The following is a 24,306-nucleotide window of genomic DNA, read 5'->3' as shown; positions in this document are numbered from 1 at the left end:
CGCGCGCAGATCGCACGCGTACAGGCCGCTGAGTCTCAAGCGGAGAGCGTGGATCACGATGGGGGCGGTCGTGGTCGGCGGCGCCGGAGTCGTGTCGTACGCGATGGCCGATCCCGGCACGGAGGCGGCCCCGGCCGCCGCGTACCGGGCCGCCGCCGTGCACACGTTGAGCCTGGAGACGAAGGCGGACCGGAAGGTCGTTCCGCAGAAGTCGACGAAGACGTTCAACGCCGTGTCGGTGACGTGGAAGGACACGAAGGACGAGCTCGACGGAACGGCCCAGTTCCGGGCGCGGAACGCCGAGTCGGGCGCGTGGGGGGCATGGACCACCCTGCCCGAGGAGACGAACGACGCCGACGGTGCCGAGCGCAAGGGCACCGACATCCGCGGCGGCACCACGTCCGTGTCCACGAGCGCCGCCTCGAACGGCGTCGAGGTGCGGGTCGTCGACGCCGACGGCAAGGCGTCCGGCCTGCCGTCCGGGATGGACGTCAAGCTGATCGACCCGGGCACGGGAACCCGCAAGGGCGCCACCGAGCCCGCCGCGTTCGCCTCCGACGAGACGCCGCCCGAGGCCCGCCCCTCGACCGTCGTGAAGCCGACGATCATCCCCCAGTCCGTGTGGGGTCCCGGCCTCCCGCACGACGGAACTCCCACGTACGACACGGAGATCAAGGCCGCCGTCGTGCACCACACCGGCGTCGACTCGGACAACCAGATTCCCTGCGCGCAGAGCGCCCAGCGGCTGCGCGAGATCCAGCAGGACCACGTCGCCAAGGGCTATTACGACCTCGGCTACAACTTCGTGGTCGACCGCTGCGGCCAGATCTTCGAGGGCCGCACCGGCGGCATGGACCTGCCGGTGCACGGCGCCCACGACTACGGCTTCAACACCGACACCGTCGGCATCTCGTACATCGGCAACTTCGAGAAGACGAAGCCCACCAAGGCCGCGCTCGACTCCATCGCCCGCGTCGTCGCCTGGAAGTTCGGCCAGTACGGCATCAAGGCGACCGACAAGGTGACCCTGACGTCCAACGGTGACCTCGGCACCGACGGCAACAAGGTCCCCCTCGACTCCACCATCACGCTGCCGCGCGTCTTCGGCCACAAGGACACCAACACCACCTTGTGCCCCGGCGCGAACCTGTACCCGAAGCTGGGCCGCATCGCGACGCTCGCCGCCACCCCCGGCGTCTCGCACGCCCTGGCCAGCCAGAACGTCGTCGGTGACGCCACCGACGACATCGTCGCCGGCCTGCCCAAGGGATCGAGCGGCGGCCAGATCGCCCTCGTGCCCGGCAGCGTCTCCGGACCCACGACGACCGGCAAGAAGCTGATCTCGCAGTCGAGTGGCGACGTCCCCGGCGCGGGCGAGAGCGGTGACGAGTTCGGCGCCTCCACCGCCACCGGCGACATCAACGGCGACGGCTACACGGACATCGTCGTCGGCCAGCCCGGCGAGGACGACACGGGCGGCCACTCCAACCGCGGCGCGTACACGATCCTGAACGGCCCGGACTTCACCTCCGGCACCGGCGTCAACATCGACGGCAGCTACGAGCTGACCAACGCCAGGTTCGGCTCCGCCGTGGCCGTCGGCGACTTCAACGCGGACGGCAAGGCCGACGTGTTCGCCGCCTCCACCGGCACCGGCGGCACCTGGAGCGCCCGCTACGGCGACGGCTGGGACACCGACTCCACGATCACCACCACCGAGGACAACCTGTCCTACGAGGACGCCGCGTCCGGCGACTTCAACCAGGACGGCTACGCGGACGTCGCGCTCAACTACCGCGACGGCAGCAGCCTCGGCAAGGTCGTCTGGTACAAGGGCGGTTCGGGCGGCCTGCGCAAGGCCGCGACGCTGACCGTCAAGGGCGGCCGCTCCATCGGCGCCGGCGACATCAACGGCGACGGCGTCGACGACATCGCCATCGGCCAGCCCTACACCGCCGAGTCCGGCGCCGCCGCGGGCGGCCAGGTCACCTTCGTCAAGGGCCTGGCGGGTACGGGCCTGACCGCCACGGGCGCCAAGACCGTCAGCCAGGACACCTCGGGCGTCCCCGGCGCCGCCGAGTCCGGCGACGCGATGGGCGCCTCGATCGCGGTGGGCGACTACAACCTCGACGGCTACGCGGACGTCCTCACGGGCGCCCCGAACGAGGACATCACCCGCACCTCGAACCGCTCCAACGCCGGCAACTCGATCCTGCTGAAGGGCACTTCGACCGGGATCACCGGCACCGGCGCGCTCACCGTCACGCAGGACACCGCCGGCGTCCCCGGCTCCACCGAGTCGAACGACAACCTCGGCTCGGCGGTCGCCCTCACCGACCTCTCCGGTTACGGCCGCACCGACCTGGTGCTCGGCACGGCGGGCGAGAACACGGGCGAGGGCAACCTGACGTACGTACCGAGCAACTCCAGCGGTCTGGGCCTGTCCTCGACCAAGACCTTCACGAGGACCACGCTCGGCACCTCGGCGACGGCACGCATCGGCACCAACCTGGCGCCGTAGCACGCGAGTTGTACCGATAATGAGGGCCGTGGGGGCCGTTCAGTCCCCCACGGCCTTCTCCTTTACGTCATCGGTCACAGGCGCCACGTCTCCCATCCCGGCCGCCCGCGGCGCGTTCACCACGACCGCCGCGATGACCGCCGCGAGCAGCACCGAGCCCACCGCCCACCAGGTCGCCACGTTGAACCCGTGCACGGCGGCGCGCGAGGCGAGCTCGCGGCGGTCGGCGCCGGGAGTCGCGTGCTCGGCGATGTACCGGGCGGTGACGCTCGCCGCGATCGTGTTGAGCAGGGCCGTTCCGATCGAACCGCCCACCTGCTGCGCGGTGTTGAAGGTCGCGGAGGCCGCGCCCGCGTCCTGCGGGGCGACGCTGCCGGTCGCGAGCGACACCGACGTCATCATGGCCGTGCCCATGCCGAGGCCGAGCATCAGCATGCCCGGCAGCAGGTGCGAGGCGTACGCGGGCTCCGTCCCCACCTGCGCGATGATCGCGAGGCCGCCCGCCGCGACGACGAGCCCCGGGACCATCAGGGTGCGCGGCGGCACCCGGTGCAGCAGCCGCGCGGCGATCTGCGTCGAACCGACGATCATCCCCGCCGTGATGGGCAGATAGGCGACGCCCGTCCGCACCGGCGAGTATCCGAGCACGCGCTGCATGTAGTACGTCAGGAAGAGGAAGACGCCGAACATCCCGATGGTCACGAACAGGATCGTGCAGAACGCCCCGACGCGCTGCCGGTCGCGGATCACGGCGATCGGCAGGAGCGGGACCCGCGCCCGGCGCTGCCAGAACCCGAAGACCACGAGCAGGGCCGCTCCCCCGATGAGCAGGGCGAGCACCAACGGGTCGCCCCAGGAACGAGACGCGGCCTCCGAGAACCCGTAGACGATGGCCAGCATCCCGGCACACCCGAGCACCGCGCCCGGCACGTCCAGGTGCGGATCGGCCATCACCCGCCCGCCACGCAGCAGTACGAGGGCCCCGGCGAACGCCGCGAGCGCGATGGGCACGTTGACGTACAGGCACCAGCGCCAGTCGAGGTACTCGGTCAGGAATCCGCCGGCGAGCAGCCCGATGGCCGCACCCGCCCCGACGATCGCCCCGAACACGCCGAACGCCCGGCTACGCTCCCGCGGTTCGGTGAAGGTCGTGGCGAGCAGCGAGAGCGCGGCGGGCGCGAGCAGCGCCGCGAACACGCCCTGAAGCGCCCGCGCCCCGAACAGCATCCCCGACCCTGTCGCCGCGCCGCCGAACGCGGACGCGGCGGCGAACCCCAACAGGCCGATGCAGAAGGCGAGTTTGCGGCCGATCAGGTCCGTGATCCGCCCGCCGAGCAGCAGCAGTCCACCGAAGGCGAGCGTGTACGCGGTGATGACCCACTGCCGGCTGCTGTCGGACATGTCCAGGTCGGCCTGGGCCGAGGGCAGCGCGATGTTCACGATGGTCATGTCGAGGACGACCATCAGCTGGGCGACCGCGATGACGACGAGGGCCCACCAGCGGCGCGGGTCGGGCGGCGACTGGTCCTGAGGCGGTGCTGTGGGGCGGGTGTCGGCCATGGGGCTCGGCCTCCTCCATCGACGGCCGCGCGGGCCCGGTTCCGCGCATCGCCTCTCATCCTCCGCCCGCACGCCCGTTTTACACCGGCGCGTGCGTCATGTCCGCGAGAGCGGCGCGGACGGGAGTCCGAAGACGGGCCCGAAGGCGTCAGCCGCGTCCCCGCGCACGCCGCGAGACGGCCGCCCGCAGCACCCTGCGCCCCTCCGTCGAGACGACCAGGGCCTGCCGCAGGCCGCCCGCGCCGCCGCCCGCGAGCAGTTCCAGGATCTGGGTCTGGCGGCGCAGTTCGGCCGCGACCAGCGGCGACATCCCTTCGGTGCGGCCTTCGCGGCGCGCGCTCACGCCGGCCGCCCGGTCCTCCGTCACATCGAGCATCCGGTGCACCTGGAGCGCCGCCACCGAGCAGGCGTCCGCCCACTCCCGCCACGCCACGGCCACCGCCCGCTCCGGCGCCGCCCCGAGCATCCGCCGCACCAGCTCCGCGGCCTCGCCCTTGCCCGCCGCGCCGCTCAGCTCGTCGCGCGCCGTCACGAGCCGCGCTCCCCAGTCCGCGCCGTCCTCCGCGAGGCTCGCCCACAGCGGGCGCAGCACGTCCTCCTCGGGGTCGCCGGGCCCGCCGACGCCGAGCAGCGGTACACACCGGTCGAGGCAGCCGAGCCCACTCGTGGCAAGGCCTCGTTCATCGGCCTGCGCGATCAGTTCCACCAGGCTCATGGACGTAACGCTCCTCCGGACGCGGACCCAGCAATTCCCCTTGACGCCTACGTATCCCACTGCGTCCGCACAGCGCGGAACGTCACAGTCCTTGGACGCCGAGCCGGTCGAGGAAGCGGAAGAACAGCTCCTCGGCCGAGGGCTGGGCGGCCGCCCGCAGCACCTCGTCGATCGGCTCCAGCGGCACCTCGCGGCCGCACTCGCCGGCCCAGCCGACGGCCCGCTCGGCGGCGTCGCCCGGCGTCAGGAAGTAGTCCTCCAGGGCGCGTTCGTCCCCGCCGATGTACCCGGTCATCGCGGCGCGCCCCAGGCACGCCGTCCACGCCCCGCTCTCCGGACCGGCCGCCTCTATGACCGCGCAGGCGGAGTCCATGACGTACGCGAACAGGGCGGGCGCCCCGGTCTCCGCCGCCAGCGCGTTCATGCTGCCCACGTCCCGCGCCTGCTCGCCGCCGCCGGGGCACTCCCACACCTGCCAGCCGTCGGCCCGCTCCTCCAGGAGCGTCAGCTCCTCGCGCACCCCGCCCAGGGCCTCGCACTTGTCCAGCGGCTGACCGCTTCTGGCGACCACGTAATAGCCCCAGTAACCCATGTCCGTTCCCCCCGTCCCGGTGTACGCCACAAACGTCGTACCTGCGGCCGAATAGACCACAGGCGCACGGGACTTCGCCACCAGAACGGCGGATCAGGACCGTCAGCCGTCCAGCTTGTCGGCCAGGGCGACGAACTTCGGCCAGCTCAGCTCCGGCTTCCGCGGGTCCCACAGCTTCTGCACGGTCGCCCGCAGCGGCATCCGGACGCCCTTCGCGACCTGCTCCGGGGTCTGCGCTCCTGAGATGTCGCACCACACGGCGAAGGAGCCGCCCAGGATCTGGTCGTCGTACTTCGCGGGCACCGGACTCGTCTTGCGCACGACGCGCGGCGTCCAGCTCTTGTAGATCCGCTCACCGGTCGGATAGACGAAGGTGTTGGGCTGGCCGAGGACGTAGTACAGGTACTCGTCGTTGTAGTTGGTCAGCTTCCGGCCCTCGTCCAGATACTCGAGCGGCTCGCGCGCCCCGATCTCCTTGCCGGTCCAGTACGCGACCTCGATGCCCTTGTCGGCGTCGACGACCCCGCCCTTGTAGAACCCGTCGTTCCAGGCCTTCAGCTTCCGGTCGTACGGGGCCATGGTCTTCGCCCGGTCGTTGAGCCAGCCCTGCGCGAGGTCCTGGACCTTGGCGTTCGCCCCGTACTTCTTGCGCGCCGCGGCGGCGAGCTGCGGGTAGGAGGCCTCGGGGTTCTCGCTCATCAGCGCCCGGTACTCGTCGGCGCCCAGATGCCAGTACGCGCCCTTGAACAACTTCGCGTACTCCTTCAGCAGATCGTCGACGATCTTCGCGGAGCCCGGCTTGGAGATGTCGACGGCGCCGCGCGCCGCCACCCCGCTCGCGTCGCGCAGCTGGAGGTCGGGGTGCGCGGCGATGACCGCGCCCAGGTGCCCCGGCGAGTCGATCTCCGGCACGACCGTGATGTGCCGCTGAGCGGCGAGCCGCAGGATGTCCCGCACCTGCGCCTTGCTGAGGTGGTCCTTGGAGACGACCTCCGGATGCGAGTCGGACTCGATGCGGAAGGACTGGTCGTCGGAGAAGTGCAGGCCCAGCTGGTTGTACTTGAGGTCCCCGATGTCCCGGATCCGGTCCTTGATCCAGTCGGCCGTGAAGTGCTTGCGCGCGATGTCGAGGTTGAACCCGCGCTGCGCCTTGGCGGGCTCGTCGGCGGTGACACCCTCCGGCGCCTTCGCACCGTCGTGCACCTCCTGCTTGAGCGTGCGCGTCCCGTAGTACACGCCGGTGTCGCTCGGCCCGGTGATCCGCACGGTCCCGCCGCGCACGGTCATCCGGTACGACTCCGGGTTCGCCCCGCTCTTCCCGCCGAGCGCCAGCTCGACGTCACCGGACCCGGCGTCCCCGCCCCCGGCGTACTTCAGGTCCAGTTCCTCCGCGAGGAGCCGCCCCTCGTCCGCCAGTTCGCCGTCCTTCACGACGACCTTGCCGCCGCCCGGCTTCCAGCCCGGCCCGTGCGCCGGCGTGAAGTCGCGCACCTCGGGGATCGTGTGCGCGGGCTTCGACAGCGGATACGAGCGGGTGGGCGAGGGCGCCGCGGAGGTCGCCGACTTCCCGTCGGACGGAGACCCGCCACCGTCCGAGCACCCCACGGCCGTGACCAGAACGACCCCGGTGGCAACGGCCACCAGAGCCTGCCGCTCCTTCTTCACGAACACCTCGCTGAACCCCGTCAAGCCGACAAGTACGCCGCCGACGTTAACGGCGGACCTCCAGGGGCGCGGGCACAAACAGGCGCATTGCGTCCACCCAAGCTCCGCAAACCCTCCCGTCCGAGTGAAATTCGCGCATCCGTCGGACACTCACGGCCAGGAATCACTACCGTTACAGCACATCCACAACTCCCGCTCCGCCGGAGGCCGCGCTGCGCCCCCTTCACTCCCCCGGCCGTCTGCCCATACCGGCTCAGGTCACGGCACACGGGGGCCTCGCAGACTTCAACGCGCTGCCGCAGGACGACGCCGAGCAGGCCCTGCGCACGTGCTGCCGCAGCCGCTCATGGGCCCGCCGCATCGCCGCACACCGCCCGTATCCGGACCTGGAAGCGCTGCTCGCCGCGTCCGACGAGGCGGCGTACGACCTCACACCCGTGGACATCGCCGAGGCCCTGACCGGCGAGGACCTCGCGCTGCCGCAGGCCGCCGCGTACGCGGCGGCGATCACCGCGCTGGTCGCGGCCCACAGCGCGTACCAGACCCGCTTCGGCCACCCCTTCGTGATCTGCCTGGACGACATCGCGCCCGGCGAGGCCCTCGATCACCTGCTCGCGGGCCTGCGCACCCGGCTCGGCAACGACCCGGTGCACGAGCGCGAACTGGCCGCCGAGGAGCTGCGCCGACTCGCCCGGGGCCGCCTCGCCCGAATGACCCTTCGGGAAACCGGCCGAGAAACTGGCATCAATAGCCCGTACGTGCCTGTTTGATTGCCTGTTTGATCACACATAAGCCCCCCGTGCGAGTGTCCCGACAACTCGTCGATACGATGACGAGCGGCCGGTGGACCGTACCCGGCTGGGCCCGCCCGACACTGAAGCCGGCGCGGCTCTAGTCCCCGCTCCCGGAGGGTTCTTCCGTGCCGGCTGGAACGCTGTACCGCGGCCGGGAAGGCATGTGGTCGTGGGTGGCTCATCGAGTCACCGGTGTCCTCATTTTCTTCTTCCTGTTCGTGCACGTCCTGGACACCGCTCTCGTCCGCGTCTCACCCGAGGCGTACGACGATGTCGTTGGTACCTATAAGACGCCGATCGTCGCGCTGCTGGAATACGGCCTCGTCGCCGCAATCCTCTTCCACGCGCTCAACGGCCTGCGTGTGATCGCTGTCGACTTCTGGTCGAAGGGGCCGCGCTACCAGAAGCAGATGCTCTGGACCGTCATGGGCATCTGGATCGTCCTGATGGTCGGGGCTCTCTACCCCGTACTCGGCCACGCCGTCCGCGCACTCTTCGGGAGCTGAGGCCAGACATGTCTGCTGACACCACCCCCGCGACGTCCGGCGTCGGCCCCGTCGAGGGCGTTTCGCTCTACGACGTCGACAACCCGGCTCCGTACATCGAGGCCCCGCGCAAGCGCACCTCGAAGACCCCGCGTTCGACGCGCGGCAACTTCGAGATGGCCGCATGGCTGTTCATGCGCCTCTCGGGTGTCGTCCTTGTCGTCCTGGTCCTCGGCCACCTGCTGATCCAGCTCGTCCTCGACGGCGGCGTCTCCAAGATCGGCTTCGCCTTCGTGGCGGGCCGCTGGGCGTCCCCGTTCTGGCAGGGCTGGGACCTGCTGATGCTGTGGCTCGCGATGCTGCACGGCGCCAACGGCCTGCGTACCGTCATCAACGACTACGCCGAGCGCCCCCAGACCCGTATGTGGCTGAAGGGCCTGCTGTACGCCGCGACGGTCTTCACCGTCCTGCTGGGCACGCTGGTGATCTTCACCTTCGACCCGAACATCCGTTAAAGCCGAGGCGAGCGAACCAGTGAAGATTCACAAGTACGACACCGTCATCGTCGGCGCCGGCGGCGCCGGCATGCGCGCGGCCATCGAGTCGACGAAGCGCAGCCGCACCGCCGTGCTGACCAAGCTCTACCCCACGCGTTCCCACACGGGCGCGGCGCAGGGCGGCATGGCCGCGGCGCTCGCCAACGTGGAGGAGGACAACTGGGAGTGGCACACCTTCGACACGATCAAGGGCGGCGACTACCTGGTCGACCAGGACGCCGCCGAGATCCTGGCGAAGGAGGCCATCGACTCGGTCCTCGACCTCGAGAAGATGGGCCTGCCGTTCAACCGCACCCCGAACGGCACGATCGACCAGCGCCGCTTCGGCGGTCACTCCCGTAACCACGGCGAGGCGCCGGTCCGCCGGTCCTGCTACGCCGCGGACCGCACGGGCCACATGATCCTTCAGACGCTGTACCAGAACTGCGTGAAGGAGGGCGTGGAGTTCTTCAACGAGTTCTACGTCCTGGACCAGCTGATCGTCGAGGAAGACGGCGTCAAGAAGTCCGCCGGTGTGGTCGCCTACGAGCTGGCCACCGGCGAGATCCACATCTTCCAGGCGAAGTCGGTCATCTACGCGTCCGGCGGCACCGGCAAGTTCTTCAAGGTGACGTCGAACGCGCACACCCTGACCGGCGACGGCCAGGCCGCCTGCTACCGGCGCGGGATCCCGCTGGAGGACATGGAGTTCTTCCAGTTCCACCCGACCGGCATCTGGCGCATGGGCATCCTCCTTACGGAAGGCGCCCGTGGTGAGGGCGGCATCCTCCGTAACAAGGACGGCGAGCGCTTCATGGAGAAGTACGCGCCCGTCATGAAGGACCTCGCGTCCCGTGACGTCGTGTCCCGCTCCATCTACACGGAGATCCGTGAGGGCCGCGGCTGCGGCCCCGAGGGCGACCACGTCTACCTCGACCTCACGCACCTCCCGCCGGAGCAGCTCGACGCCAAGCTCCCGGACATCACCGAGTTCGCGCGTACGTACCTCGGCATCGAGCCCTACACGGACCCGATCCCGATCCAGCCGACCGCGCACTACGCCATGGGCGGCATCCCGACGAACGTCGAGGGTGAGGTCCTCGCGGACAACACCACCGTCGTCCCCGGCCTGTACGCCGCCGGTGAGGTCGCCTGTGTCTCCGTGCACGGCGCCAACCGTCTCGGCACCAACTCGCTGCTCGACATCAACGTCTTCGGACGTCGTGCGGGCATCGCGGCCGCCGAGTACGCGCACAAGACCGAGTTCGTCGAGCTGCCGGAGGACCCGGCCACGCTGGTCGAGGAGCTCGTCGAGCGGCTGCGTGACTCGCAGGGCACCGAGAGCGTCGCGGTGATCCGCAACGAGCTGCAGGAGTGCATGGACGCCAACGTGATGGTGTTCCGCACCGAGCAGACGATCAAGACGGCCGTCGAGAAGATCGCCGAGCTGCGCGCCCGCTACAAGAACGTGTCCGTCCAGGACAAGGGCAAGCGGTTCAACACGGACCTCCTGGAGGCCATCGAGCTGGGCAACCTGCTCGACCTGGCCGAGGTCATGGCGACTTCCGCCCTGGCGCGCAAGGAGTCCCGCGGCGGTCACTACCGCGAGGACTTCCCCACCCGGGACGACGTCAACTTCATGCGCCACACCATGGCGTACCGCGAGGTCGGCGACGACGGCTCCGAGTCCATCCGTCTCGACTACAAGCCGGTCGTCCAGACCCGCTACCAGCCGATGGAGCGTAAGTACTGATGGCTACCCCCACCATGGACAAGGCGGAAGCGGCAGGCGCGCCCGAGCCCGGCTTCGCCGACACCCCGAACATCACGATCACGCTGCGCGTGCGCCGGTTCAACTCTGAGGTCTCCGACGAGTCGACCTGGCAGGACTTCCAGCTGGAGATGGACCCCAAGGAGCGGGTTCTCGACGCGCTGCACAAGGTCAAGTGGGAGCAGGACGGCACGCTGACGTTCCGTCGCTCCTGCGCGCACGGCATCTGCGGGTCCGACGCGATGCGGATCAACGGCAAGAACCGTCTGGCCTGCAAGACGCTTCTCAAGGACATCAACCCGGAGAAGCCCATCACGGTCGAGGCCATCAAGGGCCTCACGGTCCTCAAGGACCTCGTGGTGGACATGGACCCGTTCTTCCAGGCGTACCGCGACGTCATGCCGTTCCTCGTCACCAAGGGCAACGAGCCGACGCGTGAGCGCTACCAGTCCGACGAGGACCGGGCCCGCTTCGACGACACCACCAAGTGCATCCTGTGCGCCGCGTGCACGTCGTCCTGCCCGGTGTTCTGGAACGACGGCCAGTACTTCGGTCCTGCCGCCATCGTGAACGCCCACCGCTTTATCTTCGACTCGCGTGACGAGGCCGGGGAGCAGCGCCTGGAGATCCTCAACGACCGTGACGGTGTGTGGCGTTGCCGCACGACCTTCAACTGCACGGACGCCTGCCCGCGTGGCATCGAGGTCACCAAGGCGATCCAGGAAGTGAAGCGGGCGCTGATCACGCGCCGCTTCTGACCTTCCCGGCTTTCGCCGCAGGGCTCTGAAGGCCCCGCTCCCGGATTCGTTCCGGGAGCGGGGCCTTCGCCGTTTTTGCCCGGTTGCTCGCTAATCTGCCGCTATGCCACATGAGCTGGAAATCCTCGGGTTCGACAACGCCCTGTTCCCCGTCGGCGATCTGGCCGAGGCCGTCGCCTTCTACGAGCGCGTGGGCTTCCCTGTGAAGTTCCGTATCGACGAGGCCGGGATCGCGCTGCTCGCGGCCGGCAAGGAGACGCCCGGCGTGCTGCTGCGGGTCGAGGACGGGTTCGGCCACCGGCCGCCCGCCTGGCCCGCCGCGCGGCTGTGGCTGGAGGTGCCGGACGCGCGGGCCACGGCCGACGCGCTGCGCGCCGCGGACATCGAGCTGCTCGACCCACCCTTCTCCACCTCCACCGGGTACGTCGTGGAGTTCGCCGACCCGTGGGGCAACGTCGTCGGCTTCACGGACTACCTCAAGAGGCCGGAGCTGGCGCGGAACTGAGCCTTCCGGCCGCCATCGGAGAACTTCACCTGAGACCCCCGTCACGTACGACGACTCCCGCTTGAACATGTTCAAAAACAGGTCTACCTTCATGACTGTCAGCGTTTTTGAACGCGTTCAAGGAGGGTGGGGCATGGACCTCACAGTCGTCGCATACGTCGTCTACCTCGTCGTCAGCATCGGTCTGACCATCTGGGTGGCCCGCACCCTGAGCCGCAACGGCCGGGTCTTCCTGGCCGACGTGCTGCACGGGAACGAGAAGCTCGCCGACGCCGTCAACCACCTGCTGGTGGTCGGCTTCTATCTGGTCAACCTCGGCTTCGTCGCCCTGTACCTGAGCGGAGACGAGCAGCTCGGCAGCACCCGCGAGGTGTTCGAGGCGCTGTCCACCAAGCTGGGCGTCGTCCTGCTCGTGCTCGGCGTGATGCACCTGGGCAACGTCTACGTACTCAACAAGATCCGGCGGCGCGGCATCATGGAGAACGAGCAGCAGCCGCCCGTCCCGCCGCAGGGCTGGACCGCTCCGGTGGCCGGGGCGTGACAGCGGTGGCGACGGCCGGGAAGCCGGTGGACCGGGGTGTCACGGGGGTGGCCCCGGTCCGCCGGCTCACGGTCCTCTACGACACCGAGTGCCCGCTGTGCACGTTCGCGCACAACTGGCTGGCCAAGCAGCGGCAGCTGGTGCCGCTGGAGTTCGTGCCCGCGGGCTCGCAGGAGGCGCGGCGGCGCTACCCGGAGCTCGACCACGCCGCGACCCTCACCGACATCACCGTGATCGGGGACGGCGGGCAGCTGTACCGGGACTCCGCCGCGTGGATCGTCTGCATGTGGGCGCTGCGCGACCACCGGGCCACGGCCCACCGGCTGGCCACGCCCGCCGGGATGAAGATCGCCAAGCGGGTCGTCCTCACCGCCGCCAAGTACCGGGCGGCACGCTGGGAGGACCAGGCCTGGGGCGTCCCCTACCGGCGGGCCGACGGGTGGACGTACGACCCGAAGGACGGCTGGTACTACGAGGCGTACGGCTACCAGGACGAGCCGCCCGCCTGTGACAGCGCCTGCCGCCCGGGCGATTAGGCTCAAGGACCGTGGCAGCAGAGAAGGCCGACGGCAAAGGCGCGAAGAGCGAGCAGACACGGGCGCTGATCCTGGAGACCGCGATGCGGCTGTTCCGGGAGCGGGGCTACGACAAGACCACCATGCGGGCCATCGCCCAGGAGGCCGGGGTCTCGGTCGGCAACGCGTACTACTACTTCGGGGGCAAGGAACACCTGATCCAGGGGTTCTACGACCGGATCACCGCCGAACACCAGGCGGCGGTCCGGTCCGTGCTCGACACGGAGACCGACCTCCAGGCGCGGCTCGCGGGCGTGCTGCGGGCCTGGCTGGAGATCGCCGAGCCGTACCACGAGTTCGCGGCCCAGTTCTTCAAGAACGCGGCCGACCCGGACTCCCCTCTCAGCCCGTTCTCCGCCGAGTCCAAGACCGCCCGGGAAGCCGCGATCGCACTCCACCGGGAGGTGCTCGCCGGGTCGAAGGCCAAGGTGCCCGACGAACTGGCCGAGATCCTCCCGGAGTTGATGTGGCTGTCCCAGATGGGGCTCGTCCTGTACTGGGTGTTCGACAGGTCCGAGGGGCACGAGCGCAGCCGTCGGCTCGCCGAGCGCGGCGCCCGGCTCACGACGCGGGGCGTGGCGCTCGCCCGGTTCCGGGTGCTGCGGCCGCTCGTCCTCGAGGTGCACGAGCTGTTCATCGACTTCCTGCCGGGCATGACGCGCTCGCTGCCGAAGCCGAAGCGCACGAAGGACTGAGCCCCGCGGGCGGACCCGCTGGTCTTTACCTGCGCTTTGGCCTGTACCTTCACGGGATGTCCGGCACCACCTCAGCGTCCTCTCCGCACTTCAGCCGCCGCACCGCCCTCGGCCTCGGGGCCGGTGCCGCAGCCGCCCTCGCGCTGCCCGCACAGACCGCCTCGGCCGCCTCCGCGATCGGCGGTTCGCGGCTCGCCGCCTCGGGTCTGCAGGTGCGGCGCGCGGCCGGCGCGCCGAAGCTGCCGAAGCTCGCCGCGAAGGCCTGGCTGATCGCCGACAACGACAGCGGCGAGGTGCTCGCCTCGTACAACGGGCACCGCCGGCTGCCGCCCGCCTCCACGCTGAAGATGCTGTTCGCGGACACGGTGCTGCCGAAGTTCGACAGCACGCTGAAGCACAAGGTGACGGCCGAGGACCTCGCGGACATACCGTTCGGCTCCAGCCTCGTCGGCGTCCAGGCCGGGACGACGTACAGCGTGCACCAGTTGTGGCAGGGCGTGTTCCTTCGCTCCGGCAACGACGCGGTGCATGTGCTCGCGAACATGAACGGGGGCGTCGCGAAGACCGTCGCCCAGATGCAGGCCCGCGCGAAGGACCTCCAGGCGAACGACACCCACGTCGTCAGCCCCGACGGCTTCGACCACAAGGGGCAGCTCTCGTCCGCGTACGACCTGACGCTGTTCGCCCGCGCCGGGCTGAAGAACGACGACTTCCGCGGCTACTGCGCCACCAAGGTCGCCGACTTCCCTGCGGGCGGCTCCAAGACGTTCCAGATCCAGAACACCGACCGCCTCCTCACCGGGCAGGGCGTCGCCCCGTACGAGGGCCTCATCGGCGTCAAGAACGGCTACACCTCGCACGCGGGCAACACCTTCACCGGCGCCGCCACCCGCGGCGGCCGCACCCTCCTGGTCACCGTGATGCACCCGAAGTCCGGCTACGAGGCCGTGTACGAGGAGACGGCCGCGCTGCTCGACTGGGGCTTCGCGGCCGCGAACAAGGTGCGCCCCGTCGGCGAGTTGGTCACGCCGCTGAGCGAGCAGTCGAAGAAGTCGACGTCGACGCGCGCGCCCCACGTGGCGGGCGCGGGACCCGCCGCGAGCACGTCCACCGGCGCGCACGGGGACGACTGGGCGCTCGGCGGCTCCATGGCCCTCGCGGCCCTCGCCGGCGGCGGCCTGCTGGCCCTGCGCCGCCGCGGGAAGCCGACGGGACGGCGCAGGAAGGCGTAGAGCGGCGCAGGGCGGCGGCTCAGGCCTGCTTGGACGCCAGCTGGACGACGGTGATGTCGGACGGCGCGCCCACCCGCACCGGCGGCCCCCACGCGCCCGCGCCCCGGCTGACGTACAGCTGGGTGTCGCCGTACCGGTCGAGGCCCGCGAGGGTCGGATTGCTGGCCGCCGCGACGAAGTTGCCCGGCCACAGCTGGCCGCCGTGGGTGTGCCCGGAGAGCTGCAGGTCGACGCTGTGCTTCACCGCCTCGTGGATCATCACGGGCTGGTGGGCGAGGAGGACGGAGGCGCGGGAGGTGTCGCGGTCGCCGAGCGCCTTCGCGTAGTCGGGTCCTTCGCCGTAGTTCTCGCCTGCGATGTCGTTGACGCCCGCGAGGTCGAAGGCCCCGATGTCGACGCGCGCGTTCTCCAGCGGCCGGAGCCCGAGCTCGCGCACATGGTCCACCCACGGGTCGGCGCCGGAGAAGTACTCGTGGTTGCCGGTGACGAAGTACGTCCCGTGCCGCGCGCTCAGCCGCGCGAGCGGCGCGACGGCGGGCGCGAGGTCCTCCACGCTCCCGTCGACCAGGTCACCGACGACGGCGATGAGATCGGGCTGCGTGGCGTTGATCGTCTCGACGACCCGCTCGGCGAAGCCCCGCCCGAGCACGGGCCCGAGATGGATGTCGCTGACCACGGCGATCCTGAACCCGTGGGCCGCGCGCGGCAGTTTGGCCAGCGGCACGGTGACCCGCTTGACCGTGGGCCCGCGCAGCACCCCGTACGCGCCACCGGCCACGACTCCCGCGGCGGCCACGGTCGCGGCGGCGCCGACGGTCCGGGCGAGGACGAGCCGGCGGGTGGGCGCGGGCGCCTCGGGCGCGAGCCCCGGGACCGGTTCCAGCTCCCGCAGCTCCGGCACCGGAACGCGCACCGAGGCCCCTTCCGCGGCGACGGCGGTGGCGGTCGGCCTCCTGCGGTCGATGAGCCGCCGCAACAGAGGCCGCACGACCTCCCCCACCAGCAGCGCGAGCAACAGATACAGCGCGAACGCCATCCACAGGAACCCGGGCCAGGCCAGCACCTGTTGCAGCAGGAACGGCGCCCCGGCCCGCTCCGCCGCCAGCGCCGCGAACATCAGCACGGGCCCGGCCACGAACACCAGGGTGCCGATCCGTCTGGGCCACCCGCCCTTGGCGGTCGTCTCGCGTACGAGGCGGCGCCACGCGTAGTAGTGCAGGGCCGCGAACGCCGCGAGGACGGCGGCGGCGATGAGTACGAAGACGACGATCATCTGCCCGGACGCCTATGAGGTCCGACGCAGTGTGCGCACCGAACGCAACCCGATGCCCCCGACAACCGTCCCCAATACGAAGGAGACGACGGCGAGCGTCAGATGCACCCAGAAGTACGCGGTCGGATCCCCGGCGTCGTCGAAGGCGAGGCCGCTGCCGTCCTTGACGAGGTTTTTGACGAAAGTGATCCAGATGAACCAGCTCCACACCCCGAAGGCGAGCAGGAACCAGGACACGGGGCGGCTGAGCTTCATACCCTCAGTATCGCCGCGCGGCCTCACGCACCGCCGCCGGGGTGGGTCGGGGCGAACACAGGTCGCAGCGGTGGAGACTTACGGGGCAGGTACAGGTACCTTCACCAGCGTGCCCGACTCCCACGCCGCGCGACCGACGTCGCACTTGAAGAAGGCCGCGGTGCTGTTCGCCGCCTCCGCCCTGACGTTCGCCGGTGCGCTGCCCGCGGCCGCCGCGGACAAGGACAAGGACAAGACCGAGGCCAAGCCGCCCGCGTCGATGTCCCAAGTGGGCGGCGCCCAGTTGGGGAAACCGGGGACGCAGGTCAACCTTCAGAAGGGCGCGCCCGTCCTGCCGAAGGATCTGACGGCGAAGTCCTGGCTCGTCGCCGACGCCGAGTCGGGCGAGGTGCTCGCCTCGCACAACCCGCACTGGCAGCTGCCGCCCGCCTCCACGCTGAAGATGCTGTTCGCGGACACCGTGCTGCCGAAGTTCCCGAAGACGACGACGCACAAGGTGGTGCCGTCCGACCTGGCGGGGATGGGCGCGGGGTCCAGCCTCGTCGGCATCAAGGAGGGCTTCACCTACTCGGTGCACGATCTGTGGCTGGGCGTCTTCCTGCGCTCCGGCAACGACGCGGTGCACGTGCTCTCCGCCATGAACCAGGGCGTCGCACAGACCGTCAAGGACATGCAGGCGCACGCCGACGAGCTGCAGGCGGGCGACACCCACGTCGTCAGCCCCGACGGCTATGACATGCCGGGGCAGCACTCCTCCGCGTACGACCTGACGCTCTTCGCCCGTTCCGGGCTGCACAAGAAGGACTTCCGGGAGTACGCCGCCACGCCCACCGCCGAGTTCCCCATGAAGCAGAAGAAGGGGAAGACCACCAAGCAGTTCGGGATCCAGAACACCAACCGGCTGCTCACCGGCTCCCTGGGCCTGCCCGCGTACAAGGGCATCGCGGGCGTGAAGAACGGCAACACGACGAACGCGGGGGCCACGTTCACCGGGGTCGCCGAGCGCGGCGACCGGGTGCTGCTCGTCACCGTCATGAACCCGAAGGCGAAGGAGAGCGACGCCGTCTACAAGGAGACCGCGCGGCTCTTCGACTGGGGGTTCCAGGCCGACGGCAAGGTCTCCCCCGTCGGCCATCTCGTCGGGTCGAAGAGCGAGACGCCCGCGGGCGCCGCGTCCCCGAGCTCTGGTGAAGAGGGCGCCAAGTCGGCCGCGCACGCGGCGGTCACCGGCGGCTCCAGCGGCGTCGGGATCGCGCTCGCGATCGTGGGCGGCGTGCTCGTGGTGCTCGCGGGCGCGGTGTTCGTGGTGCGGAAGAAGTGGCCGCTGAAGATCACGAAGGGCTGATCTCCTCCGCCTCGTCCGCAGCCTCGTCCGCCGCCTCCGCCTCGGCCTCCGCTTCTTCCGTCTTGCGCAGGCCGACGCGGCCCGTCGCGGTCCACGCCGCGCAGAACAGCAGCAGTTTCGCGGTGAAGTTGATCCACAGGAGCAGGGCCACGGGTGTGCCGAACGCGCCGTACATGCTCTTCGCCGCGACGTCCTTCATATAGCCGCTGAGCACCAGCTTCAGCAGCTCGAAGCCCGCCGCCCCGATCAGCGCCGCGGTGATCAGATCGCGGCGGCCCGGCTGCACTCCGGGCAGCAGGGCCAGGACGTAGAGCAGGATCAGGAAGTCCGCGAGGACCGCGATCGCGAAGGCGGCGGCCTGGAGCAGTATCCCGCCCCAGCCCGCCTTGTCGATGCCGATCTGGTCGGCCGTCCAGTCGACGGCCGTGGCCGCGAGCGCGGACGCCGCGATCGACACGATGCCCGCGAGACCGAGCCCGACGAGGATCCCGGCGTCCTTGAGCTTGCGCATGATCGGGTTCTCGTCGGGGTCCGGCAGCTCCCACACGTCCCGCAGGCACTGCCGCATCGAGCCGACCCAGCCGACACCCGTGAACAGCAGCAGCGCTCCGGCGATGAGCCCGATCGTGCCCGCGTTGTCGACCAGCGCCCCGATGTCCAACTGGTCGGAGATACCTGGAACCTGGTCGCTGAGCGTCTGCTCCAGCTTCTTCTGCTGGTCCGGGCCCATGGTGCCGGCGGCCACCGCCGCGGCCACCGTGAGCAGCGGAAACAGCGCGAGGAAGCTGATGAACGTCATCGCCGCTGCGAGCTGGGACCAGCGGACCTCGTCGAGCCGCTCGTAGGCGTGCCAGGCGTGCGTCCGCATCAGCCGGGCGAACAGCGGCCCGACGACAGGGAGTTTCTTCAGCCAATCCATGATCCCAGCCTGCCCCCCATCCCCACTTCGATCACCCGTTCCGGTGAGCAGACGCAAGGTTTACGACAAACTTCGCACCTTCGGGCGATACGGTCACCGTCATGGTTGCCGACCCCGCTACCGATCCCGTACCCACTCTCCCCTCCGTCCCGCACTCCGTACCGGTCAGCGGCTGGGGCCGCACCGCCCCCACCTCGGCCCGCGTGATCCGCCCCCGCTCCTACGAGGACGCGGTCCTCGCGGTCCGGGACTGCGCCGCCACGGGGCGCCGCGGAGGCATCGCGCGGGGGCTCGGCCGGGCGTACGGAGACGCGGCGCAGAACGCGGGCGGGGCCGTCCTCGACATGACGGGGCTCGACCGGATCCACGCCATCGACGCCGCCGGCGGCACCGTGCTGTGCGACGCGGGCGTCTCGCTGCACCGCCTGATGGAGGTGCTTCTCCCCCTCGGCTGGTTCGTGCCGGTCACCCCCGGCACCCGCTATGTCACGGTCGGCGGGGCGATCGGCGCCGACATCCACGGCAGGAACCACCACGTCTCCGGCTCCTTCGCCCGCCACGTCCCCATGCTCGAACTCCTCACCGCCGACGGCGGGGTACGCGTCGTGGAGCGCGGCAGCGAGCTGTTCGACGCGACGGCCGGCGGCATGGGCCTGACCGGGATCATCCTCACGGCGACGATCCAACTGCAGCCCGTCGAGACCTCACTGATGTCGGTCGACACCGAACGGGCCGCCGACTTCGACGACTTGATGGCCCGGCTCACCGCCACGGACCACCGTCACCCCTACTCCGTCGCCTGGGTCGACCTGCTCGCGCGCGGCGCCGCGACCGGCCGCGGAGTGCTCACGCGCGCCGAGCACGCGCCGCTCGACGCGCTGCCCGCACGCGCCCGCAGGACCCCGCTGGAGTTCCGCCCCGCCCGCCTCCCCGCGGCCCCGGACTTCCTCCCCGAAGGGCTGCTCGGCAGCACGAGCGTCGGCCTGTTCAACGAGCTCCGGTACCGCACGACGCCCAGGGCCCGCACCGGCGAACTTCAGAAGCTCTCCACGTTCTTCCACCCGCTCGACGGCGTCCCGCACTGGAACCGCGTCTACGGGCGCGGCGGCTTCGTGCAGTACCAGTTCGTCGTCGGGCACGGCCAGGAAGAGGCGCTGCGCCGCATCGTGCACCGCGTCTCCGAGCGCCGCTGCCCGTCCCTCCTCGCCACCCTCAAGCGCTTCGGCGAAGGGGACCCGGGCTGGCTGTCGTTCCCGATGCCCGGCTGGACCCTCGCGCTCGACATCCCGGCGAACCTGCCCGAACTGGGTGCGTTCCTCGACGAGTTGGACGAGGAGGTGGCCGCCGCGGGCGGGCGCGTCCACCTCGCCAAGGACTCCCGGCTGCGGCCCGAGCTGCTCACCGCCATGTACCCGCGCCTCGACGACTTCCGCTCGCTGCGGGCGCGTTGGGACCCGCAGGGGGTGTTCCGCTCGGACCTGTCACGACGCCTGAACCTGTGACCAGCCACCCGCGTGGGCGGCGCCCGTCCCCTGTGACCAGCCGCCCACCCAACGCCCTTCCCAGGAGCCCCCGTTGAAAGACGCCTTCGGCACCCCCCAGTCCCTGCTCGTCCTCGGCGGCACCTCCGAGATCGCGCTGGCCACCGCCCGCCGCCTCGTCGCCCGGCGCACCCGCACCGTGTGGCTGGCGGGCCGCCCCTCCCCCGCGCTCGACGAGGCCGCCGCCCGGCTGCGCGCCCTGGGCGCCGACACCCGTACGGTCCCCTTCGACGCGCTGGACCCCACCGCGCACGAGGAGACGCTCGGCAAGGTCTTCGCCGAGGGCGACATCGACATGGTGCTGCTCGCGTTCGGCATCCTCGGCGACCAGGCCCGCGACGAGGACGACCCGATGTCGGCGGTCCGCGTCGCCCAGACCAACTACACGGGCGCCGTCTCCGCGAGCCTCGTCTGCGCGCGGGCACTGCAGTCCCAGGGCCACGGCTCGCTCGTCGTCCTGTCCTCGGTGGCGGGCGAGCGGGCCCGCCGCGCCAACTTCATCTACGGCTCCAGCAAGGCGGGCCTCGACGCGTTCACGCAAGGGCTCGGGGACGCGCTGCACGGGACGGGCGTGCACGTGATGATCGTCCGCCCCGGATTCGTACGGTCGAAGATGACGGCAGGGCTCGTCGAGGCGCCGATGGCCACGACGCCCGGAGCGGTGGCACAGGCCATCGAGACGGGGCTTCGGCGCAGGTCGGAGACGGTGTGGGTGCCGGGGACGCTGCGCGTGGTGATGTCGGCGCTGCGGCATGTGCCGCGGCCGGTGTTCCGGCGACTGCCGGTGTGACTTCTACGTCTCTACGTAGGGTCGGCTCTACGTAGAGCCAGCTCTACGTAGGGGTCAGCTCGCCGGGAGCCGGGGTCCGCGTGTCGTGCGGCCCGAGGTCTGCGCGGGCAGCGCCGACGTGCCGAAGGCGAAGTCCCGCAGCTTGCGCCACACCCCGTCGGCGCCCTGCTCGTAGAGCGCGAACCCGGTGCACGCCCAGGCCGCCTCGTACTCGGCGAGCTCCGCGAACGCACGGTCCATCGACTCCTCGTCGATACCGTGCGCCACGGTCACGTGCGGGTGGTACGGGAACTGCAGCTCGCGGGAGACCGGGCCCGAGGCGTCCCGCACCTGCTTCTGCAGCCAGGTGCAGGCCTCGGCGCCCTCGACGACCTGCACGAACACGACGGGTGACAGCGGCCGGAACGTACCCGTGCCGGAAAGCCGCATCGCGAACGGGCGCCCACCGGAGGCCACTTCCTCCAGATGCGCCTCGATCGCCGTGAGGTCGCCGCCCTCCACCTCGGTCGGCGGGAGCAGGGTGATGTGCGTGGGAATGCCGTGCGCCGCGGCGTCGCCGAAGCCCGTGCGCCGCTCCTGGAGCAGGCTGCCGTGCGGCTCCGGGACCGCGATCGAGACACCGATCGTTACGGTCCCCACGTCATACTCCTGTCGTCGTGTGGCGGGCGGGTGGCGTCGCGCTGCGAAGCTTTCAGTTTTCTGAAGGCCTCAGTGCTTGGCGGGCAGGAAGCCGACCTTGTCGTAGGCCTGGGAGAGGGTCTCGGCGGCTACCGCCCGCGCCTTCTCCGCGCCCTTGGCCAGGATCGAGTCAAGCGTCTCCGGGTCGTCCAGATATTCCTGGGTGCGGGTCCGGAACGGTGTCACGAAGTCCACCATGACCTCGGCCAGGTCCGTCTTCAGCGCACCGTACATCTTGCCCTCGTACTTCTCCTCCAGTTCCGGGATACCGGCACCGGTGAGGGTGGAGTAGATGGTGAGCAGGTTGCTGACGCCCGGCTTGTTCTCCGCGTCGTAGCGGATCACGGTGTCGGTGTCGGTGACGGCGCTCTTGACCTTCTTGGCGGTCGCCTTCGGCTCGTCGAGCAGGTTGATGAGGCCCTTCGGCGTCGACGCCGACTTGCTCATCTTGATCGACGGGTCCTGAAGGTCGTAGATCTTCGCCGTCTCCTTGAGGATGTACGGCGCCGGGAGCGTGAACGTGTCGCCGAAGCGGCCGTTGAAGCGCGTGGCGAGGTCGCGGGTCAGCTCGATGTGCTGGCGCTGGTCCTCACCGACCGGGACCTGGTTCGCCTGGTACAGCAGGATGTCCGCGACCTGGAGAACCGGATACGTGAACAGTCCGACGGAGGCACGGTCCGCACCCTGCTTCGCGGACTTGTCCTTGAACTGCGTCATACGGGAGGCCTCACCGAAGCCCGTGATGCAGTTCATGACCCAGGCGAGCTGCGCGTGCTCCGGGACGTGGCTCTGCACGAACAGCGTGCAGCGCTCCGGGTCGAGCCCCGCGGCGAGCAGCTGCGCGGCGGCGAGCCGGGTGTTGGCCCGCAGCTCCTTCGGGTCCTGCGGAACGGTGATCGCATGCAGGTCCACGACCATGTAGAAGGCGTCGTGGGACTCCTGCAGCGCGACCCACTGGCGCACCGCACCGAGGTAGTTGCCGAGGTGGAACGAGCCGGCGGTGGGCTGGATCCCGGAGAGCACACGAGGGCGAACATCAGAGGCCATGTGCCTCATTGTCTCAGGTGCGCCACACAGCTCCGCAGCGGCCAAAGGTCCTTTACCGGGCGGTGGGCGGCCTGGTCGTTGTCAGTGGGCGCCGGTAGCTTGTCGATGTGGCGGGAGTCACGTGGGGGCGCGTCGACGGGGGTGGCGATGCAGTACGTACGAGGGGGTGGGCTCCGGTGGGCCCGGGTGCTGCTCGTGGTGGTGGCGCTGCTGGTGGCGGCGCTGTCGGCGGGGGCGTCCGCCGCGCACGCCCGGCCGACGCAGCCCGGCACCGGGATGGATGTGCCGGATCTGGCGGTGGTGATCGCGCCCGGCGCCGGGGCGGGCCCTTCGGTGGCCCTGCACAACGAGGACCGGAACTTCGCCCGTCTTGAGCGCCTGACCACGGGGTTCGACGCGGTGACGGAGCGGGTGCCGGACGCCTGGCAGGAGGGCGACTTCCCGCCCGTGGCGGCCACGGTCATATGGGGTCTGACCGGGGTGGCGGGCTGGCCCCAGACCCACAGCGCGCCCGGCACCGACACGGTCATCGAGCGCCAGGACCAGCTGATCTTCGCGAAGGACGGCACGCCGTGGATCCGCACGGACCCGATGGTCGACGTGAACGACGACGACCTCCGCTGGCACCACGCGTCCCCGACCCTCGTCGACCAGCTGACGCGGGCCGGAGTCTTCCCCACGACCGATCCCCCGGAGAATCTCCCCACCCGGAACCCGTGGTGGTGGGGGCTGGCGGGCGTGGCGGTGGGCCTCGCCGCGGCGGCGCTGATCTGGCGAATACGCATACGCCCTCGTGACCCACGCGACCCCCGGGAACCACGAGAACCACGCCAACAACTGATCGACCTGTAAGGCGCCGCGGGGGACGGTGCCGGGCTGCGCCACTGCCCGCTCACCACCCACGGCCGCCGGGGACGATGCCGGGCGGCGCCACTGCCCACTCACCTCCCACGACCGCCAGGAACGGTGCCGGGCCGCACCACTACCCACTCACCACCCACGGGCCGGTGCCAGGCTGCACCACGGCCCACTCACCACCCACGACCGCCAGGAACGGTGCCGGGCTGCACCACTGCCCACTCACCACCCACGGCCGCCGGGGCTGGTGCCGGGCTGCGACGCTGCCCGCTCGCCTCCCACCACCCGCCCCCTCCGGGGGCTCCGGCATCCCGGGCGGAGACGGTGCCTGTCGCGCGGAGCCGGGGCCCGGGGCGGCGACGTGGTCGGCGCCTGTCGTGAGGGGTGCGCGGCACCGGGGTGCCGCCTTGCCCACCCTGCCGCCCAAGGCGGCAGATTGCCCAAGGCGGGGGCGGTCCGACCGCAGCGGGTGGGGAGCCGTGGCTGCCGGCGGATTGCCCAAGGCGGGGTGCGGTGCCCCGTCGGGCCGACGCCCCCGGAGGGGGCGGGTGGTGGGAGATGGGCGGGGCAAATCAAGCCCCTGCGGCGATTGAGTAGCGGGGTCCGGGGCGGAGCCCCGATCTTTGAAGCCCAGCGGCGGGTTGGGCAAATCTAG

At 70.6% G+C, this 24,306-nt stretch carries 24 protein-coding genes; 15 read left to right on the top strand and 9 right to left on the bottom strand.

All coding sequences use genetic code 11. The annotated features are described in order from the left end of the window. Positions 1 to 58 precede the first annotated feature (58 nt). On the top strand, positions 59 to 2,521 hold the full coding sequence (locus OG746_RS09340) for an N-acetylmuramoyl-L-alanine amidase (protein ID WP_266713340.1): 2,463 nt from the start codon (positions 59 to 61) through the stop codon (positions 2,519 to 2,521). A gap of 39 nt (positions 2,522 to 2,560) precedes the next feature. Here OG746_RS09340 and OG746_RS09335 read toward each other — a convergent pair whose 3' ends face one another. The 4 genes from OG746_RS09335 to OG746_RS09320 all read right to left on the bottom strand — a co-directional run bounded on the left by OG746_RS09335 (position 2,561) and on the right by OG746_RS09320 (position 7,005). Beyond that, on the bottom strand, positions 2,561 to 4,081 hold the full coding sequence (locus OG746_RS09335) for an MFS transporter (protein WP_266713338.1): 1,521 nt from the start codon (positions 4,079 to 4,081) through the stop codon (positions 2,561 to 2,563). Positions 4,082 to 4,229: 148 nt separating this feature from the next. Further along, complete coding sequence (locus OG746_RS09330; protein ID WP_266713336.1) at positions 4,230 to 4,796, bottom strand: hypothetical protein; 567 nt, start codon at positions 4,794 to 4,796, stop codon at positions 4,230 to 4,232. 82 nt (positions 4,797 to 4,878) lie between these two features. Next, on the bottom strand, positions 4,879 to 5,388 hold the full coding sequence (locus OG746_RS09325; RefSeq protein WP_266713334.1) for a hypothetical protein: 510 nt from the start codon (positions 5,386 to 5,388) through the stop codon (positions 4,879 to 4,881). A 102-nt stretch (positions 5,389 to 5,490) separates the two neighbouring features. After that, a complete protein-coding gene (locus OG746_RS09320) occupies positions 5,491 to 7,005 on the bottom strand; it encodes a beta-N-acetylhexosaminidase (RefSeq protein WP_524540460.1) in 1,515 nt (504 codons plus the stop codon). Positions 7,006 to 7,190: 185 nt separating this feature from the next. On the opposite strand from OG746_RS09320, the gene OG746_RS09315 reads away from it, so the two are divergent. The 10 genes from OG746_RS09315 to OG746_RS09270 all read left to right on the top strand — a co-directional run bounded on the left by OG746_RS09315 (position 7,191) and on the right by OG746_RS09270 (position 14,945). Next, positions 7,191 to 7,823, top strand: coding sequence for a 2-oxo-4-hydroxy-4-carboxy-5-ureidoimidazoline decarboxylase (locus tag OG746_RS09315; RefSeq protein ID WP_323179678.1), 633 nt, complete (start codon positions 7,191 to 7,193; stop codon positions 7,821 to 7,823). 149 nt (positions 7,824 to 7,972) lie between these two features. Then, complete coding sequence (sdhC, locus tag OG746_RS09310) at positions 7,973 to 8,353, top strand: succinate dehydrogenase, cytochrome b556 subunit (protein WP_266713332.1); 381 nt, start codon at positions 7,973 to 7,975, stop codon at positions 8,351 to 8,353. An 8-nt stretch (positions 8,354 to 8,361) separates the two neighbouring features. Then, on the top strand, positions 8,362 to 8,847 hold the full coding sequence (locus tag OG746_RS09305) for a succinate dehydrogenase hydrophobic membrane anchor subunit (protein WP_266713330.1): 486 nt from the start codon (positions 8,362 to 8,364) through the stop codon (positions 8,845 to 8,847). Between the two features lie 19 nt (positions 8,848 to 8,866). Further along, positions 8,867 to 10,621, top strand: a complete 1,755-nt coding sequence (sdhA, locus tag OG746_RS09300; RefSeq protein WP_266713328.1) for a succinate dehydrogenase flavoprotein subunit — start codon at positions 8,867 to 8,869, stop codon at positions 10,619 to 10,621. Next, on the top strand, positions 10,621 to 11,397 hold the full coding sequence (locus tag OG746_RS09295; RefSeq protein ID WP_266713326.1) for a succinate dehydrogenase iron-sulfur subunit: 777 nt from the start codon (positions 10,621 to 10,623) through the stop codon (positions 11,395 to 11,397). The genes sdhA and OG746_RS09295 overlap by 1 nt, the downstream gene beginning before the upstream one ends. A gap of 103 nt (positions 11,398 to 11,500) precedes the next feature. Next, a complete protein-coding gene (locus OG746_RS09290) occupies positions 11,501 to 11,902 on the top strand; it encodes a VOC family protein (protein WP_266713324.1) in 402 nt (133 codons plus the stop codon). Between the two features lie 133 nt (positions 11,903 to 12,035). Continuing rightward, complete coding sequence (locus tag OG746_RS09285; protein ID WP_266713322.1) at positions 12,036 to 12,443, top strand: hypothetical protein; 408 nt, start codon at positions 12,036 to 12,038, stop codon at positions 12,441 to 12,443. Beyond that, positions 12,440 to 12,979 carry a thiol-disulfide oxidoreductase DCC family protein gene (locus OG746_RS09280; RefSeq protein ID WP_266713320.1) on the top strand — a complete coding sequence of 180 codons (540 nt, stop codon included), beginning with the start codon at positions 12,440 to 12,442 and terminating at the stop codon, positions 12,977 to 12,979. The genes OG746_RS09285 and OG746_RS09280 overlap by 4 nt, the downstream gene beginning before the upstream one ends. An 83-nt stretch (positions 12,980 to 13,062) precedes the next feature. Beyond that, positions 13,063 to 13,713, top strand: a complete 651-nt coding sequence (locus OG746_RS09275) for a TetR family transcriptional regulator (RefSeq protein WP_266718803.1) — start codon at positions 13,063 to 13,065, stop codon at positions 13,711 to 13,713. A 56-nt stretch (positions 13,714 to 13,769) separates the two neighbouring features. Further along, positions 13,770 to 14,945: a D-alanyl-D-alanine carboxypeptidase family protein gene (locus tag OG746_RS09270; protein ID WP_266713318.1), complete on the top strand. Its 1,176-nt coding sequence runs from the start codon at positions 13,770 to 13,772 to the stop codon at positions 14,943 to 14,945. A 19-nt stretch (positions 14,946 to 14,964) separates the two neighbouring features. Here the strand turns inward: OG746_RS09270 and OG746_RS09265 are convergent, their stop codons facing one another. Both OG746_RS09265 and OG746_RS09260 read right to left on the bottom strand, forming a co-directional pair. Then, complete coding sequence (locus OG746_RS09265; protein WP_266713316.1) at positions 14,965 to 16,218, bottom strand: metallophosphoesterase; 1,254 nt, start codon at positions 16,216 to 16,218, stop codon at positions 14,965 to 14,967. 12 nt (positions 16,219 to 16,230) lie between these two features. Continuing rightward, positions 16,231 to 16,473 carry an SCO4848 family membrane protein gene (locus OG746_RS09260; protein ID WP_266713314.1) on the bottom strand — a complete coding sequence of 81 codons (243 nt, stop codon included), beginning with the start codon at positions 16,471 to 16,473 and terminating at the stop codon, positions 16,231 to 16,233. Between the two features lie 109 nt (positions 16,474 to 16,582). Here OG746_RS09260 and OG746_RS09255 point away from each other — a divergent pair, with 109 nt between their 5' ends. Next, positions 16,583 to 17,818 (top strand): D-alanyl-D-alanine carboxypeptidase family protein, encoded by a 1,236-nt coding sequence (locus tag OG746_RS09255; RefSeq protein ID WP_323179567.1) that lies wholly within the window; start codon positions 16,583 to 16,585, stop codon positions 17,816 to 17,818. On the opposite strand, the gene OG746_RS09250 is transcribed toward OG746_RS09255, so the two are convergent. Beyond that, positions 17,805 to 18,737 carry a YihY/virulence factor BrkB family protein gene (locus OG746_RS09250; protein WP_266713310.1) on the bottom strand — a complete coding sequence of 311 codons (933 nt, stop codon included), beginning with the start codon at positions 18,735 to 18,737 and terminating at the stop codon, positions 17,805 to 17,807. The genes OG746_RS09255 and OG746_RS09250 overlap by 14 nt on opposite strands. 101 nt (positions 18,738 to 18,838) lie before the next feature. Here OG746_RS09250 and dprE1 point away from each other — a divergent pair, with 101 nt between their 5' ends. Both dprE1 and dprE2 read left to right on the top strand, forming a co-directional pair. Continuing rightward, entirely contained in the window at positions 18,839 to 20,239 is a 1,401-nt protein-coding gene (gene dprE1 / locus OG746_RS09245; RefSeq protein ID WP_266713308.1) for a decaprenylphosphoryl-beta-D-ribose oxidase, read from the top strand. A gap of 73 nt (positions 20,240 to 20,312) precedes the next feature. Next, the gene (gene dprE2, locus OG746_RS09240; RefSeq protein ID WP_266713306.1) at positions 20,313 to 21,068 is read left to right on the top strand and encodes a decaprenylphospho-beta-D-erythro-pentofuranosid-2-ulose 2-reductase; all 756 of its coding nucleotides are present in this window, start codon (positions 20,313 to 20,315) and stop codon (positions 21,066 to 21,068) included. A 54-nt stretch (positions 21,069 to 21,122) separates the two neighbouring features. Here the strand turns inward: dprE2 and OG746_RS09235 are convergent, their stop codons facing one another. Both OG746_RS09235 and trpS read right to left on the bottom strand, forming a co-directional pair. Further along, positions 21,123 to 21,707, bottom strand: a complete 585-nt coding sequence (locus OG746_RS09235) for a 2'-5' RNA ligase family protein (protein WP_266713304.1) — start codon at positions 21,705 to 21,707, stop codon at positions 21,123 to 21,125. A gap of 69 nt (positions 21,708 to 21,776) precedes the next feature. Beyond that, complete coding sequence (gene trpS, locus OG746_RS09230; RefSeq protein WP_266713302.1) at positions 21,777 to 22,793, bottom strand: tryptophan--tRNA ligase; 1,017 nt, start codon at positions 22,791 to 22,793, stop codon at positions 21,777 to 21,779. A 147-nt stretch (positions 22,794 to 22,940) separates the two neighbouring features. On the opposite strand from trpS, the gene OG746_RS09225 reads away from it, so the two are divergent. Beyond that, positions 22,941 to 23,645: a hypothetical protein gene (locus OG746_RS09225; RefSeq protein ID WP_266713300.1), complete on the top strand. Its 705-nt coding sequence runs from the start codon at positions 22,941 to 22,943 to the stop codon at positions 23,643 to 23,645. Positions 23,646 to 24,306 lie beyond the last annotated feature (661 nt).

The sequence above is a fragment of the Streptomyces sp. NBC_01016 genome, from assembly GCF_026341035.1.
GTDB lineage: Bacteria > Actinomycetota > Actinomycetes > Streptomycetales > Streptomycetaceae > Streptomyces.
The sequence above is the reverse complement of the archived record's forward strand: the minus strand, read 5'-3'. Positions and strand labels throughout refer to the sequence as shown.

What these genes read in the sequence shown, in the direction of transcription:
- OG746_RS09340 (WP_266713340.1), top strand. Translation starts at nt 59, where the DNA reads ATGGGGGCGGTCGTGGTCGGCGGCGCCGGAGTCGTGTCGTACGCGATG.
- OG746_RS09335 (WP_266713338.1), bottom strand. Translation starts at nt 4,081, where the DNA reads ATGGCCGACACCCGCCCCACAGCACCGCCTCAGGACCAGTCGCCGCCC.
- OG746_RS09330 (WP_266713336.1), bottom strand. Translation starts at nt 4,796, where the DNA reads ATGAGCCTGGTGGAACTGATCGCGCAGGCCGATGAACGAGGCCTTGCC.
- OG746_RS09325 (WP_266713334.1), bottom strand. Translation starts at nt 5,388, where the DNA reads ATGGGTTACTGGGGCTATTACGTGGTCGCCAGAAGCGGTCAGCCGCTG.
- OG746_RS09305 (WP_266713330.1), top strand. Translation starts at nt 8,362, where the DNA reads ATGTCTGCTGACACCACCCCCGCGACGTCCGGCGTCGGCCCCGTCGAG.
- OG746_RS09295 (WP_266713326.1), top strand. Translation starts at nt 10,621, where the DNA reads ATGGCTACCCCCACCATGGACAAGGCGGAAGCGGCAGGCGCGCCCGAG.
- OG746_RS09290 (WP_266713324.1), top strand. Translation starts at nt 11,501, where the DNA reads ATGCCACATGAGCTGGAAATCCTCGGGTTCGACAACGCCCTGTTCCCC.
- OG746_RS09285 (WP_266713322.1), top strand. Translation starts at nt 12,036, where the DNA reads ATGGACCTCACAGTCGTCGCATACGTCGTCTACCTCGTCGTCAGCATC.
- OG746_RS09275 (WP_266718803.1), top strand. Translation starts at nt 13,063, where the DNA reads ATGCGGCTGTTCCGGGAGCGGGGCTACGACAAGACCACCATGCGGGCC.
- OG746_RS09270 (WP_266713318.1), top strand. Translation starts at nt 13,770, where the DNA reads ATGTCCGGCACCACCTCAGCGTCCTCTCCGCACTTCAGCCGCCGCACC.
- OG746_RS09265 (WP_266713316.1), bottom strand. Translation starts at nt 16,218, where the DNA reads ATGATCGTCGTCTTCGTACTCATCGCCGCCGCCGTCCTCGCGGCGTTC.
- OG746_RS09260 (WP_266713314.1), bottom strand. Translation starts at nt 16,473, where the DNA reads ATGAAGCTCAGCCGCCCCGTGTCCTGGTTCCTGCTCGCCTTCGGGGTG.
- OG746_RS09250 (WP_266713310.1), bottom strand. Translation starts at nt 18,737, where the DNA reads ATGGATTGGCTGAAGAAACTCCCTGTCGTCGGGCCGCTGTTCGCCCGG.
- dprE1 (WP_266713308.1), top strand. Translation starts at nt 18,839, where the DNA reads ATGGTTGCCGACCCCGCTACCGATCCCGTACCCACTCTCCCCTCCGTC.
- trpS (WP_266713302.1), bottom strand. Translation starts at nt 22,793, where the DNA reads ATGGCCTCTGATGTTCGCCCTCGTGTGCTCTCCGGGATCCAGCCCACC.
- OG746_RS09225 (WP_266713300.1), top strand. Translation starts at nt 22,941, where the DNA reads ATGCAGTACGTACGAGGGGGTGGGCTCCGGTGGGCCCGGGTGCTGCTC.